This is a genomic window from Pseudoalteromonas sp. MEBiC 03607 (genome assembly GCF_004792295.1).
Classification (GTDB): domain Bacteria; phylum Pseudomonadota; class Gammaproteobacteria; order Enterobacterales; family Alteromonadaceae; genus Pseudoalteromonas; species Pseudoalteromonas lipolytica_C.
Window position 1 is genome coordinate 753337 of sequence record NZ_SRRY01000002.1, and the last position, 13972, is coordinate 767308.

Genomic DNA, 13972 nt, shown 5'->3' on the forward strand with positions numbered 1-13972 from the left:
AAAATTACTTATTTTTAGCTTCAATCCATTGCGCCATATATTGGGTAGATCGCATGGTGTGATGTTTGAGCATTTGGCCGGTAAAATTTTGCTGTCTATGCTGTGCTAATGACTCACTAATGGCGGTGATTTTAGCGATTAACTGCGACTGAAGTTTTGATTTATCATAATATTTTTGCAATAACAGCTGGCCATTTTGCTGTGCCTGAGTAAATAACGCTTCATCTTGATAAAGTGCCACTGCTGCATCAGCAAATTGCTGTGCATCTTCACATATTGCACCTGACCACGGCTCGTTTTGATGCATGCCTTCACTGCCAATCGGAGTTGTTACGCTTGGTGTTTGCATGATCATTGCTTCGAGTAACTTGCCTTTAATACCTGCACCAAAACGCAGTGGAGACAAACACACGCGTGCATCTTCCATGACTTTGTAGGCATCATCAGCCCAGCCTTTTATTAAGAAACCGGTTTTTGGATTGTTCAGCGCTGTCGCCTTTGGTGGCGGGTAAGAGCCATAAATGTGAAGTTCGGCATCGGGCAATTGTTTGCGGATCAGCGGCCAAATTTGTTGTAAGTACAAAACAGCATCCCAGTTTGGCGCATGACGAAAATTACCTATGGTCATAAAGTGTTTACGCTCTGCAAATGCTTTGGTGCTGGTAGGAATATGCTGCAAATCAACCAAAAATGGTAAGTGGTGAAGTAGGGCGCTATCAACTTTGAAAATGTCATTGAGTAGCTGCATCTCGTAGTGCGAGATAATTAAGCTGATGTCTGAGCGTAAAATAGCGGCGATTTCTCGCTTTGCAATATCACTGTGTAAATCGCTATGGCTGAATTCTCGGCCTGCTATGTGAGCTTCGTGGCGTGCATTTCTGAGGCACTGTAAATCTTCGGTATCAAGAATCTTAATTGCCTTAGGGCAGTATTTATCGACTCGCCAACCGAACTGTTCTTCCATCATAAAGCGGTCAAACATCACAATATCAGGATTATACGCTTGCACGTACTCATCAAAGCTTGAGCAGTTTAATGCAATTACCTGCGTGGTGATGCCATCTTCGCTGAGATCTACCATATGTTCGGTTTTTTGCGCTGGGCTTGCAAATTCAACTTGCCAATTTTCTGCACGAAAGGCGCGTAGGAGTGACATCATGTGGGTGCCGGCTGCAGACGAATTAGGCTCAGGCCAAACATAGCCGATCACTAACACTTTTTTCATTGACTTGAGTCTCGTATTTTTAAGTTAACATCCACCAAGGTGCGAACTGGGGGTGTTGATTTATCTAATAGTTCTTTTAACACCTGACAGGTGCGTTTACCGATCTCGTCGGCATTAATAGCGATGGTCGAAAGAGAAGGCAGCATTAAGCGCGAATCTTCTAAGTCATCAAAGCCAATAACTTTGATATTTTTACCCGGCTCGAGACCGTGTTGACGCATTGCTTCAATCGCGCCGTAGGCAATAACATCATTAAAACAGACAATGGCTTTGGTATTTGGCGCTTGCTTTATAAGGGTATTAAAGGCTTCTCGACCACCTTGGCGATTGGTCGGCGCTTGAATAACAGGTTTTTCGTCAGTGATATTAAATTGCTCCAGCGCAGATAAAAAACCACTTAAACGTTCATGGTAATCAGATATTTCTGCGGTGCCACCTAAAAAGGCTATATCTTCAATACCTTGCGATAAAATATGACTGGTTGAAATGTGTGTGCCTTTCTTGTTATCAGGCAAAATACACGGCGCTGATGAAAATGGAATTTCGCGCATGATATTAATAACCGGAAAACCACTATTTATGAGATCATCTTGCCACTGCTGCTGTGTGCCCGGAGCCGGACACATAATAAATGCTGCTACATTATATTCTTTTAAGGTTTTCACCACTTGGGTTTGTCTTTCTACGCACTCTGCAATATTTACCAGCATCGGCAACATACCAAGCTCAAAAATGTGTTTTTCGAGGCCAACAGCAAGTTGAGCTGAGTAGGGGTTGGTTAAATCATTTATAACCAACGCGACTAGGTTAGATCGTTTACTGCGAAGCGCTGCTGCATCACGGTTATACACATAGCCTAGCTTATCAATGGCTGCCAGCACTTTTTCTTTACTCTTTTTACTGACCTTATCACTGTTGGTAAGGACCAAAGACACGGTTGATTTTGAAACCTGTGCCTGTTCAGCAACATCCCAGATAGTGACTTTGCCTGTCGATTTTTTCATTTTTATTAGCAAAAGTGGTGAATAGCGTGTGTCTATTTTAGCTTAAAGTAGCTGTTTAAGTCACTGATTGGCTGCCAAAAGAGCCGAAACTCTTTATGAAATGCTGCAAACATGTTCTACTTGTTTACATAATCGAAAATAAAAACGAAAAAGGAACGAACATGAAAGCATTTAAATTGCTTTTTGCGCTAGTCATTGGCGCAGCTGTTTGCACACCCAGTTTTGCTAATCAAGGTTATCAAACTCCATCGCCAGCGCTAGCTGCTGTGGTTGACGCTAAGCTTGCGCCGAGTAGTTATTTATCAAATGATGGTCAGTGGCTGGCGTTATTTGATAGAAAACGCATTGATACACTACAAGACTTGGCTAAAGAAGAGTTAAAACTTGCGGGTATTAAGCTTAACCCTGCTAATTTTTCGCGCTCACGAGTGCGTAATAAGTTTACATCTTTAGTGCTTAAGCATGTTGAAACCGGCTCTGAAATTGTTGTATCGGGTTTGCCAAATGGCATTTTACGCTCACCAAGTTGGTCAAGTGACAGTCAGTACTTAGCGTTTGTGGTTGAGCAAGCATCCAGTGCTAATTTATGGGTTTATAATGTTAGTACTAAACAAGCCCGTCAGTTAAGTGACACCTCGCTTAATTCGGTTTTAACCAGCACACCTTATACTTGGCTACCAGATAGCAGCGCCATTGTTGCTAATGCAGCGGTTAATATTGGTAAAGCTCGCTTAACAAACGATAGCACGCAAGTGATGCCTGTTATTCAACAAAGTAGTGGTGAGAAAGCACCAGCGAGAACTTATCAAAACTTATTAACTAGCCCATTTGATGAAGCCCTATTTAAGTTTTACGCACAAAGCCAATTAACTTATATTCCGCTCAGTGGTCAGGGCCAACCGATTGGTCAACCTGGGTTAATTAAAGCGTTTTCGGTCTCGCCTGATTCAACCAACATTTTGGTTGGTATGATTGATGAGCCTTTTTCATATCAAGTACCTTTCAGTCGTTTTGCTGCGACTTGGCAAATTTGGGGCATGCGTGGTTATACTTTAGCTGAGCTCGCAAAACAGCCTTTAGCAGATAACATTCCACAAGGTTATGACAGTGTGCGTACTGGTCGCCGCGAATTTCAATGGCGAGCAGATCAAGGCGCTGAAGTCATTTGGGCAGAAGCACAAGACGGCGGTGATATGAAAACTGACGTGCCTCATCACGATTACCTTTATAGCCTAAGAGCACCATTTAAACGTGATGCTAAGTTATTTGCTAAAGTTGAACGCCGTTTTGACTCAATTGCTTGGGGCAATGGCAATGTAGCCTTATTATCTGAGTGGCGCTTTAGCGACCGACAAAAACGAGTTTTTGTTATTCAACCGCGTAATGCAGATAAAAACCGCGTGCTATTTTCTGAGCGTAGCTATAACGATGCCTACAAAGATCCCGGCTATCCAATTTATGAAAAGAATGACTTAGGTGCTGATGTATTAAAAGTGGTTGGCGGTCGTTACCTTTTCTTACGCGGTAACGGTGCATCTGAACAAGGCAATATTCCGTTTTTAGACCGTTATGATGTAAAAACCAATACCACAACACGCGTTTGGCAGTCAGAAGCGCCATACTATGAGCGTGTGCGTGCAATGCTTGATGACGAAGGCGAACGTTTAATTACCATTCGTGAATCTAAAACTGAGCAGCCTAACTTCTTTATTCGCGACTTAGACGATAAAACCCTCACTCAACTTACGACCTTTGAGCACCCTTACCCAGAATTTAAAGGAGTGACTAAAGAGTTAATTCGATACAAACGTGACGATGGCGTTGAGCTAAGTGGTACGCTTTATTTGCCGCCGGGTTATGATGCAACTCAAGGCCCGTTACCAGTTCTAATGTGGGCTTATCCACTTGAATATAAAGATAAAGCTGTTGCGTCACAAATGCGCGAATCGCCGTATGAATTTACCTATATCGGTTATTGGGGTCCAATGCCTTATCTTGCAAAAGGTATTGCCGTATTTGATGACCCGAAAATGCCAATTGTGGGTGTTGATGGTAAAGAGCCGAACGACTTATTCCGTAAGCAGCTGGTGGCAAGTGCTAAGGCAGCGGTAGATGTACTTGTAGAAAAAGGTGTGGCAGATAAAGACAAAATTGCCATTGCCGGTCACTCTTATGGTGCCTTTATGGTGGCGAATTTACTAGCACACAGCGACTTATTTAAAACGGGTATTGCCCGCAGTGGTGCTTACAACCGCACCCTAACGCCATTTGGTTTCCAAGGTGAAGAGCGTGATTTTTGGCAAGCACAAGATGTTTACGCGGCGATGTCACCGTTTTTCCATGCTGAGAAAATCAATGAGCCTATGCTGATGATCCACGGTCAAGAAGATCCTAATTCTGGCACGTTTCCAATGCAAAGCGAGCGTATGTACGCTGCATTAAAAGGCCTAGGAAAAGAGGCTCGTTTAGTTATGTTGCCTTATGAGGCGCATGGCTATCGCGCTCGAAAGAGCCTGCTACATGTGCTTTGGGAGCAAGAGCAGTGGTTAGATAAATACTTATTAAGTGACGAAAAACCCGAAGAGCCAGTTGCCGTTGAAGGCGACACTCAGTAATTAGTAAAATACTTAAATTAAAAATCCCCGCTTTATAGCGGGGATTTTTGTATTGGCTACTTTCATATTCTTTTATCGATTTATATTTAAAAACTGGCAAATGATCATAAGCATGAGAATGTAAGATTTTTCTGATTTAACCAATATTAATTAAAATATTCTTACTAAGTCCGTCAAGTGGTAGTAGATTTAGACTGAATGGTGAAACAAGCAGTTTACCAACTCTAGGATAAATGATGTTCTAGTTATCAGTCATGTATATGGTTTTTGATGCTGGTTGTGGGGTGAGTATCGGCCGGAACTAAATTTTCATACTAAGAGATTTGACCAATGGTAAAGATGAAAATAGATAAAAGTTGTGCCTTACTTCTTATTGCGTCTTTTGGCTTAATTCCTATAGCTCTTTCTTATGGAGTAAATCCTGAGCTAAGTCTAAATTACCTGTTTGAGCTAGATATAAACAATGTTAATGGCAATCATATTTTTAGAGCTGTCATGTTTTTGTACATATTTAATTTGGCGTTCTGGCTTTTAGGGGTTGTAAGAGCATCGTATCGTCGTATTGCATTAATCGCGTTATCTATATTTATGCTTGGTTTAGCAATGGGTAGGTTATTAAGCTTCATGTTAGACGGGTTGCCCCACTGGCTATTAATTTTATATTTTATATTGGAATTTTCTATAGGTTTCAGTGCATTGTTTCTTATAACACAAAAGCAGAATGAAGAGTAAAAAACACTCATTGGATTGGTTGAATTGAGTCAATAATAAACCGCCATTTTTACACGAACGTGGTTTAAGCTTCTAATTTTATTTTTTAATTTTCAGCGTTTGTTTAAAATTACTACAGCAATTTGAAAGTGAGTTCACTAATACATTAAAGGAATAATGAAATGTTTATAATTCAACTAACGTTTTCTGATAATAAATCTCAAGCTAAAGATTTCATGGAAGGCCATAAAAAGTGGCTTCAGACAGGCTTTGATAAAGGTATTTTTGTATTATCTGGAAGCTTGCAGCCTAACGCAGGCGGCGGCATTATTGCAGTCGATGTTTCAAAACAGGAGATCGAAGAAATTATCGCTGAAGATCCTTTTGTAATCGAAAATGTAGTTAAATCTGAAATCATTGAGTTAACGCCATCTAAAGCTGATGAACGCTTATCATTTTTGTTTGATAATCGGTTTTAATTGCTCGCTTAACCAATCAATAAACACTCGGGTACGTCTTGGTAAGTGACGTCGATTTGGGTAGACGATGTTCATAGGCATGGGCGGCAAATTATAGTCAGGTAAAACTTGGATAAGTTCACCACGGCTGAGCTCGTCGAGAACCCCATGACGAGGCACTTGAATAAGGCCAAGCCCTGCTAAACACGCTGCTTTATAAGCATCAGTATTGTTGACTGTGAGCTGCGATTTCATGGTGAGGGTTTGCCAATCGCCTTGTGTATCTTGGTATTCGAAGCCGGGGTCAAGTTGACCGAGTGTTTGGCTATAGCGAACAATGTAGTGCTCGGCTAAATCGCTAAGTTTTGTGATGTTGCCATAGTTTTTAATATAACCTGGGCTTACACAGTTAATCATCGGGCAGTGGCCAATTCTTTTCGCAATCAGCGATGAGTCTTCTAATTGACCGACTCGCACTACGCAATCAAAGCCTTCTTCAATTAGGTTAACTCGTCTGTCTGAACTACTCAGTTCAATCTCTAATTGCGGGTGTGCAGATAAAAAGCTGTCTAGATTCGGCAGCACTAAACGCCGGCTAATTGGCTGTGGCATATCTACTCTAAGACGCCCTGATAACGCTTCGTCTTTTTTATGAAATAGGGTTTGTAGTTCGTCTATATCAGCAAGCATATCTTTGCAGCGCTGATAAAAAACCGTGCCTTCGTTGGTCAGCGTAACTCGCCTTGTTGTGCGGTTTAGAAGCCGAGCACCTAACGTATCTTCGAGTTGTTTGACCAACTGCGAGACGGATGATTTAGGCATGCTCAACGCAAGTGCTGCAGCCGAAAAGCTTTTTAGCTCTGCAACCTGAACAAAGGTTTTCATGGCATTCAGTTCATTCATGATTGTTTGTTATTTACGAACAGTTAATTCAATTTTACATGGTTTATCTGGTTTTGCAGTGTAAATATACTGGTTGCTCACAATTACTTCAAAGCAAAAGGGTAAGCATGATGAGCAACAAAATTGCAGTGATCACAGGTGGTAATCGCGGTTTAGGTAAAAATACAGTTTTAAGTTTGGCACGTAAGAACATTGATTGTGTATTTACTTACAGAAGCCATAAAGATGAAGCGCAGCAAGTTGTAGAGGAAGTAGCTGCACTGGGGGCAAAAGCCGTCGCCATTCAACTTGATGTGAGCGATATTTTAGGTTTTGCTGAATTCAAACAAACACTTGAAAGTACCTTAGCAACACAATGGCAAACATCTCGATTTGATTATTTAATCAATAATGCAGGTCATGGCAGTGACAGTGCATTTGCTGATACCAGCGAAGCTATGTTTGATAATTTGATGAATGTTCATGTAAAAGGTGTGTTTTTCTTAACGCAAACATTGCATGAGATGATCAATGATGGCGGGCGTATTATTAACTTATCTTCAGGGCTGACACGTTTTGCATTACCGGGAAAAGCGGCCTACGCCACCATGAAAGGAGCCGTTGAGGTATTAACTAAATACCTGGCAAAGGAACTTGCTGGTCGCAATATTGCCGTGAATGTCGTCGCACCAGGCGCAATTGCCACTGATTTTGGTGGCGGTGCTGTCCGTGATAATGAGCATGTTGCTCAATTAGTGAGTTCATTTACAGCCATGGGACGCGTTGGCCAAGCTGATGATATTGGTCCTATGATTGCGCAATTACTCGGTGATGAAAACCGTTGGGTGACCGGGCAACGCATTGAAGCATCGGGCGGTATGTTTTTATGACCCTGTTAGCAATCGCGTGTTTGTTTGCTTATTTAAGTGAATGTGATTTAATCGCTTTCTCTTTTTAAGTAATAAACATGTGATTGCATTTATGCTCGATTTAGCAGTACTCGCGGTTTTTATTCCGACCTTTTTCTTTGTTTCTATTACACCCGGTATGTGTATGACGCTCGCTATGACGTTGGGGATGAGTGTGGGCGTTAGACGTACGCTATGGATGATGGTAGGCGAGGTGTTAGGCGTTGCTACGGTAGCCATTGCTGCGGTGATAGGGGTTGCCAGTATTATGCTTAATTACCCGGAGTTATTTGCCTTTTTAAAATACTTAGGTGGTGCGTACTTAATTTACCTAGGGGTTAATATGTGGCGCGCTAAAACCAGCTTTAAACCTAACGATGATACACAGCAACAAATTGGTCGTGGGCAATTATTTTCGCAGGGTTATATCACTGCCATTGCAAACCCAAAAGGGTGGGCATTTATGATTTCTTTATTGCCACCATTTATTAATGTTGATTTAGCGGTTGCCCCCCAGCTTGCGGTATTAGTGAGCATTATTATGCTGAGCGAATTTATCTGTATGTTGATTTACGCAACAGGCGGAAAGAGCTTAAGGCTGTTTTTAGATAAAGGCGATAATGTGAAGTGGTTAAACCGTATTGCTGGCGCGCTAATGATGTGTGTGGGCGTTTGGCTGGCGCTAGGCTAATACTAATTTGGATAATACCCATCCGCATATGGGTATTATCCTTATTGAGTCTTAATCAACTAATTCAACTTGCTTTGATACATGGTTAAAGCACAGTTTTAAAGTATCAATGGCGGTTTTTGTTTTTGCCGCTAAGCTGTCTCTGGCAGGCGTTACTGCGTAAACAGTGTAATTAGGCATTGCCCACTCGGGTGCAATTTCAACCAGCTCTTTCGATTTTAGTAAATGTCTTACTTCTGGCTCTGGTAGCACGCCATAGCCAACACCATCACACACTAATTTAATTAAGCTTTGCATATTATTTACGGTGATCTTTGCTTTTGGTAATGGCTTGCTTGCCAGCGTTAATGGGTTAAACGCGTTGCTGTCGGCATTGCTGTGTGCAATACGGGCAAAGTTACCAAGGTCTTCCCAATTGGCTTTATCAAGTTTGCTAATTGCATGGTCTTTATGAGCACATAGCTTTAACGGCCAAGTTGCTAATTTACGAGCAACGAGATTTGAGTCAGTTAAAGGGCCAATCGCAATCGCTAGATCAGCGCCGCATTTGATCATATCAATTGGCTCATCAGTCAAAATTAACTGAATACGTAAATCATCAAACTCGTTGATTAAGCGATCTAAAGGCTCACTTAATAGGCCGCCGCCAAATCCCACAGGCGCAACTAATTTGAGCTCACCACTTGGCTTATTTTGTAGATTTTGTAACTGCGTACTGGCCTGATCCGCCAGTGCTAGCATTTTTAAACAGCTTTGATAATACAGGTGGCCAGCTTCGGTCAAAGTGAGTTCGCGTGGGCTGCGGTTAAATAGGCTCAATCCGATTTCTTGTTCTAATTGCTTAATGTGTTGACTGACAGCCGATGTGGTCATCGATAACTCTGCCGCTGCACTGCTCATGTTGCCTGTTTCAACAGTACGAGAAAATACACGCAATGTTTTGATCAGCTTGGAATTCATGGTTCAGGCCTTCTTAATTCAGTTTTAAGAAATCGTAAATTGTGAAAATTGGGACTTCTCATTAGTATGCAAACGCTAATTATTATCATTTATAAACAAAAAGTCACGGAGTATTATTATGACGAGGGTTGTTTCTTCTGTTTTACCACTCACCGCTGCTGTGTTAGCAGGTCTTTCCCATTTTGCATACGCTGATGACAAAAAACAAGACATGGAAGTAATAGTTGTATCGGCTTCCGGTTACGAGCAAATGCTTAAAGAGGCGCCAGCCAGTATCAGTGTTATTGACCGTGAGCAGCTTGAAAAGCGTTTTTACCGTGATCTAACCGATGCGATGACCGATGTTCCCGGTGTGGTTGTTACAGGTGGTGGCGACAGAAAAGATATCAGCCTTCGCGGTATGGCAAGTCAATATACTTTGATTTTAATTGATGGTCAGCGTCAAACCTCACGTGAAACACGACCAAATAGTGATGGCCTAGGTGTTGAAGGGGCATGGACTCCGCCTATTTCAGCGATTGATCGAATTGAAGTTATTCGTGGCCCTATGTCGTCGTTATATGGCTCAGATGCCATTGGTGGGGTTATCAATATTATAACTCGTAAAACACCAGAAAAATGGTACGGCGAGCTACGTTTAGATAGCACGATTCAAGAATCAAGTGACTCGGGTAATATCAACCAAGGCAGTTTCTTTACTGCGGGTGGCTTAATTCCAGAATTATTAGGTATGCAGTTATCTGGTCAGTTTTCAAAACGTGACGAAGATGATTTTGAAGCCGGCTTTCGTGGTAAAGAGCAAAGCAATATCAAAGCGAAGTTTATCTTAACGCCATCTGATAGCCATGAAATTATGCTTGAAGTAGGCTCTGCAAAACAAAAACTCGACGAAACATTAGGTAAAACAGTTGCTCCTTTAGCAGAAGGTGAAAGTTGTGGCCGTAATGGTTGCCCAGAGTCATCCACTACAGAGTACGACCAAGAAACGTATTCACTAAGTCATAATGGTTTTTATGATTTTGGCTCATCACGCAGTTACTTAAAGTACGATAAATTCGATAATACTTCGCGCGAAATGTATGTCGAAAATACCGATGCGCAAACAAGTTGGACTTTACCGTTTACCAATCATAATGCAGCATTTGGTGCGTCATATTTAAAAGAAGAGCTAGACGATTATACCAGTAACGGCATTAGTGATTTAACGCACGTTGAGAACGAGCAGTGGTCAGTATTTGTAGAAGATGAATGGGCTGCAACCAAGCAATTTAAACTCACAAGCGGACTTCGCTATGACCATGATGGCAATTTTTCAGGCCATTTCAGCCCACGTTTGTATGGTGTTTATACAGCAACTAAATCGTTGACTGTAAAAGGTGGTATCTCAACAGGCTTTAGAGCGCCGAATATTCGTCAATCTACCGCAGCTTGGGGGCAAGTGAGCAGAGGTGGTAATATTTACGGTAACCCAGATTTAAGCCCTGAAAAATCAGTAAACTACGAGATGGGTATTTACTATGATGCCAGCCGTGATTTATCGCTTTCAAGCACGGTTTTTTACAACGAGTTTGAAGATAAAATTACCCGCATTTCGTGCCCACTCACTCAGTGTACTGATGGGCCAAACCAGTTTGGTTCAATGCCAACGACCTATGTCAATGTAGATGAGGCCGTCACACAAGGCTTTGAGTTATCAGTATCTTACGACATTACCAGTGAGCTTGATGTAAGTGCCAACTACACTTACACCGATTCTGAGCAAAAAACCGGTGAATACAAAGGCAGCCCACTTAATCAATTACCTAAGCATATTTTACAAACTTCAGTTAATTGGCGCCCGGTTGATAAATTAGGCACCTGGTTGCGTGTACATTACCGTGGTGAAGAAAGCCAGCCGACAACAGGCCCATCGCAAAGTAGCCTAATTGCGCCAGATTACACCTTGGCTGATATTGGTGGTAACTACGATTTAAGCCGCAGCATTAAGTTAGGATTTGGTGTTTATAATCTGTTTGATAAAGAAATCACCGAAGCTGAATACGGCTATGTTGAAGATGGTCGCCGTTATTGGCTATCTGTAGGGTTTAATTTTTAAGCTCTTCATTAGCAAAAGCAAAGCCAACGAGTTATGTTGGCTTTGTTAATATAATTGACTTTAATTTCAAAAATAACAATAAATTGAGTTGTGCTACTTTTGGGTTGTTTTTTAATGGTCGTATAACACTATAGTTATAGTTCGCTTTTTAAATAGTTCTACTACATTGGGTTAGTCATCAACTGACAGACAACAATGATAACAACTATAAAGGTGATATATGCAAAAAGTAACACAATTATGTAAACGAAAATCAGCGTCGTTTACTCCGCTCGCAGTGCTCTGTGCTGCTATTTTCTCGCAGCCAAGTTTTGCAGGGAGTTGGCAGCAAAATGTCAGCATTGGTGGTTTTAATAATGTTCATATTTACACTCCTGATACGCAATCAAGCATAGGCAATGGCCATTCTTTGATGCTGGTATTACATGGCTGCGTACAACCCATTAATAACTACTTAACTGCGAATCTTGAAGATGCAGCCGAAGCCCATGGCATGGTAATAGCCGTTCCTGATGCTATGAATAAAGCAGGCTATAGCTGCTGGTCATATTGGCAAGGAGCAATCAATCGCAGCTCTGGCGATTATAAAAATCTGATTAATTTAGCCAATACATTAAGTGGTGATGCGGCGCGAAATATTGACCCTAAACAAGTGTACATTGCAGGTTTATCATCTGGGGCGGCAATGGCTGCACAAACGGCTTGTGTAGCGCCTGATGTATTTGCCGGGGTTGCACCAAGCGCCGGGCCGACCATCGGCACAAGTTCAAATGGGGCAATTTCGACTTGTGAAACAGTGTCTGAAAACACCTTTGTATCCCGCTGTGAAAGCTATGCTGGCAGTTATAAAGATCATTTTGCGACACAAATAGCGGCAATAGGTCACGGCACTGCCGATACCACAGTCAATACCTGTTATAACCAGCAAAACGCAGATGGCTTTGCTGCGCTTTATGGGGTTAATCAACTTTCAGGCACGACGACAATAAGTGATGATGCAACGCGTACCGCTGAGCTGTCACTTTGGCAAGACAATCGGGTTGCTATGCTGTGGTTTAATAATTTGGATCATTCGTGGTCGGGCGGGCAAGGTGCGTCTGGCGATTATGTTGCGGCAAACAGCATTAATTTTGCAACCTATCTCGGTGAGTACTTTGCGGCTAATAATAAACGAGTTGATCGTAATGCAGGCCCAGAAATTAGTAATTTAACTGCCACAGACAGTAATAACCAGCTCACCATTACAGGCAGTGCAATCGACCCAGAAGGCAGTGTAACGAATGTTGATATTAACGTGTATAGCCTAGCCGGTGGCGCGGCAAGCTTAATTGAGTCACTGAACGTGCAAGTCGATGCGAATAATACTTTTAGCGGGGTGACAAGTGCACTCAGCGATGGACTTTATGAAGTGCGTGTCAGTGCCACAGATAATGAAGCGAAACAAGGTGATGAAGCTAATCTTACGGTACGCGTTGGACCAGAGCCTGCGGCAACAGCACCGGTACTGAGTGATACTGCGGCAAGTGTAAACGGGCAGTGCGCTTCAGTAACCGGCACGGTGATTGATGATAATCAAAACTTAAGTAGCGTTGTGGTAAGTTTTAGCAATGGTGATGTGACGGCTACAGTAAATGGGCTTGAGTACTTTGCTGAGCAATGCAATTTGGCTGGTGGCAATAATACCGCAGTGATCACCGCGAGCGATGATACTTTGCTGACATCAACAGATAGCATTAGTTTTGTCATCGATGCTGGCGTGACAGGCGATTACAATCTTCATATCAACGAAGGCCATATTAGCTGGGGCGAAGGTTATTCTGCCTGTTATTTAGCGTTTGGAACCGCTGCATTTACTATGCGCGAGTATTCAGCGGGTACCAATCAATGTCAGTGGATTGCTGATGATGATTCAAGTTGTGCAGGGCCATTACAAGCATGCAAAACCACCACAGAACCTAGTAATGACGCAGACAACGACGGTGTGCTCGACGGCGCAGATAATTGCCCGAATGTAGCAAATGCTGATCAAGCTGATAACGATAATGACGGGATTGGTAATGTGTGTGACAGCACTCCAGATGGTGAAACGAGTGACTCTGACAGCGATGGTGTCAGTGATAGCCTAGATAACTGCCCGCTGGTGGCCAATAGTGATCAGATAGATAGTGATGCAGATGGTGTGGGTGATGCGTGTGACTCAACACCGAATGGTGATTACCAATGCAGCGAAACCACTTCAAGCAACTATGCACATGTGCAAGCAAACCGCGCAACCACCAATGGCTCTTACGCCTATGCGGTGGGCTCAGGTGATAATTTAGGTCTTTATAATACCTTTTATACCAGTACCTTAGCGCAAACCAGTGCTGGGTATTATGAATTAGGTAATTGCCCTAATTAATAGATGTGTGTCGCCCAACCGG

11 protein-coding genes are annotated in these 13972 nt (G+C 42.3%); 7 read left to right on the forward strand and 4 right to left on the reverse strand.

Annotated features, from left to right (window positions below):
- Positions 1-4: 4 nt before the first annotated feature.
- Complete coding sequence (locus E5N72_RS20275) at positions 5-1225, reverse strand: glycosyltransferase (RefSeq protein WP_135926887.1); 1221 nt, start codon at positions 1223-1225, stop codon at positions 5-7.
- Positions 1222-2229, reverse strand: coding sequence for a LacI family DNA-binding transcriptional regulator (locus E5N72_RS20280; protein ID WP_135926888.1), 1008 nt, complete (start codon positions 2227-2229; stop codon positions 1222-1224). The genes E5N72_RS20275 and E5N72_RS20280 overlap by 4 nt, the downstream gene beginning before the upstream one ends.
- 161 nt (positions 2230-2390) lie before the next feature.
- Between E5N72_RS20280 and E5N72_RS20285 the strand changes: the two genes are divergently transcribed.
- The 3 genes from E5N72_RS20285 (at position 2391) to E5N72_RS20295 (ending at position 6034) form a co-directional block, all read left to right on the forward strand.
- Positions 2391-4844 (forward strand): prolyl oligopeptidase family serine peptidase, encoded by a 2454-nt coding sequence (locus E5N72_RS20285; protein ID WP_135926889.1) that lies wholly within the window; start codon positions 2391-2393, stop codon positions 4842-4844.
- A gap of 339 nt (positions 4845-5183) precedes the next feature.
- The gene (locus E5N72_RS20290) at positions 5184-5576 is read left to right on the forward strand and encodes a DUF4345 domain-containing protein (RefSeq protein ID WP_135926890.1); all 393 of its coding nucleotides are present in this window, start codon (positions 5184-5186) and stop codon (positions 5574-5576) included.
- A 161-nt stretch (positions 5577-5737) separates the two neighbouring features.
- Positions 5738-6034, forward strand: a complete 297-nt coding sequence (locus E5N72_RS20295; protein ID WP_135926891.1) for a hypothetical protein — start codon at positions 5738-5740, stop codon at positions 6032-6034.
- Here E5N72_RS20295 and E5N72_RS20300 read toward each other — a convergent pair.
- On the reverse strand, positions 6008-6916 hold the full coding sequence (locus E5N72_RS20300) for a LysR family transcriptional regulator (RefSeq protein WP_135926892.1): 909 nt from the start codon (positions 6914-6916) through the stop codon (positions 6008-6010). The two genes, E5N72_RS20295 and E5N72_RS20300, sit on opposite strands and share 27 nt — an antisense overlap.
- Positions 6917-7023: 107 nt before the next feature.
- On the opposite strand from E5N72_RS20300, the gene E5N72_RS20305 reads away from it, so the two are divergent.
- The gene (locus E5N72_RS20305; protein ID WP_205994335.1) at positions 7024-7785 is read left to right on the forward strand and encodes an SDR family oxidoreductase; all 762 of its coding nucleotides are present in this window, start codon (positions 7024-7026) and stop codon (positions 7783-7785) included.
- A 91-nt stretch (positions 7786-7876) separates the two neighbouring features.
- Positions 7877-8494, forward strand: coding sequence for a LysE family translocator (locus tag E5N72_RS20310; RefSeq protein WP_054562642.1), 618 nt, complete (start codon positions 7877-7879; stop codon positions 8492-8494).
- Between the two features lie 51 nt (positions 8495-8545).
- Here the strand turns inward: E5N72_RS20310 and E5N72_RS20315 are convergent, their stop codons facing one another.
- On the reverse strand, positions 8546-9454 hold the full coding sequence (locus tag E5N72_RS20315) for a LysR family transcriptional regulator (RefSeq protein WP_135926893.1): 909 nt from the start codon (positions 9452-9454) through the stop codon (positions 8546-8548).
- Between the two features lie 118 nt (positions 9455-9572).
- On the opposite strand from E5N72_RS20315, the gene E5N72_RS20320 reads away from it, so the two are divergent.
- On the forward strand, positions 9573-11549 hold the full coding sequence (locus E5N72_RS20320) for a ligand-gated channel protein (RefSeq protein WP_135926894.1): 1977 nt from the start codon (positions 9573-9575) through the stop codon (positions 11547-11549).
- A gap of 220 nt (positions 11550-11769) precedes the next feature.
- Positions 11770-13950, forward strand: a complete 2181-nt coding sequence (locus E5N72_RS20325) for a PHB depolymerase family esterase (protein ID WP_205994337.1) — start codon at positions 11770-11772, stop codon at positions 13948-13950.
- Positions 13951-13972: the final 22 nt, after the last annotated feature.

Bases quoted from the DNA above. Each gene is read 5' to 3' on its own strand.
- E5N72_RS20300 (WP_135926892.1), bottom strand. From the start codon at position 6,916: ATGAATGAACTGAATGCCATGAAAACCTTTGTTCAGGTTGCAGAGCTA.
- E5N72_RS20305 (WP_205994335.1), top strand. From the start codon at position 7,024: ATGATGAGCAACAAAATTGCAGTGATCACAGGTGGTAATCGCGGTTTA.
- E5N72_RS20275 (WP_135926887.1), bottom strand. From the start codon at position 1,225: ATGAAAAAAGTGTTAGTGATCGGCTATGTTTGGCCTGAGCCTAATTCG.
- E5N72_RS20310 (WP_054562642.1), top strand. From the start codon at position 7,877: ATGCTCGATTTAGCAGTACTCGCGGTTTTTATTCCGACCTTTTTCTTT.
- E5N72_RS20295 (WP_135926891.1), top strand. From the start codon at position 5,738: ATGTTTATAATTCAACTAACGTTTTCTGATAATAAATCTCAAGCTAAA.
- E5N72_RS20315 (WP_135926893.1), bottom strand. From the start codon at position 9,454: ATGAATTCCAAGCTGATCAAAACATTGCGTGTATTTTCTCGTACTGTT.
- E5N72_RS20280 (WP_135926888.1), bottom strand. From the start codon at position 2,229: ATGAAAAAATCGACAGGCAAAGTCACTATCTGGGATGTTGCTGAACAG.
- E5N72_RS20320 (WP_135926894.1), top strand. From the start codon at position 9,573: ATGACGAGGGTTGTTTCTTCTGTTTTACCACTCACCGCTGCTGTGTTA.
- E5N72_RS20325 (WP_205994337.1), top strand. From the start codon at position 11,770: ATGCAAAAAGTAACACAATTATGTAAACGAAAATCAGCGTCGTTTACT.
- E5N72_RS20290 (WP_135926890.1), top strand. From the start codon at position 5,184: ATGAAAATAGATAAAAGTTGTGCCTTACTTCTTATTGCGTCTTTTGGC.
- E5N72_RS20285 (WP_135926889.1), top strand. From the start codon at position 2,391: ATGAAAGCATTTAAATTGCTTTTTGCGCTAGTCATTGGCGCAGCTGTT.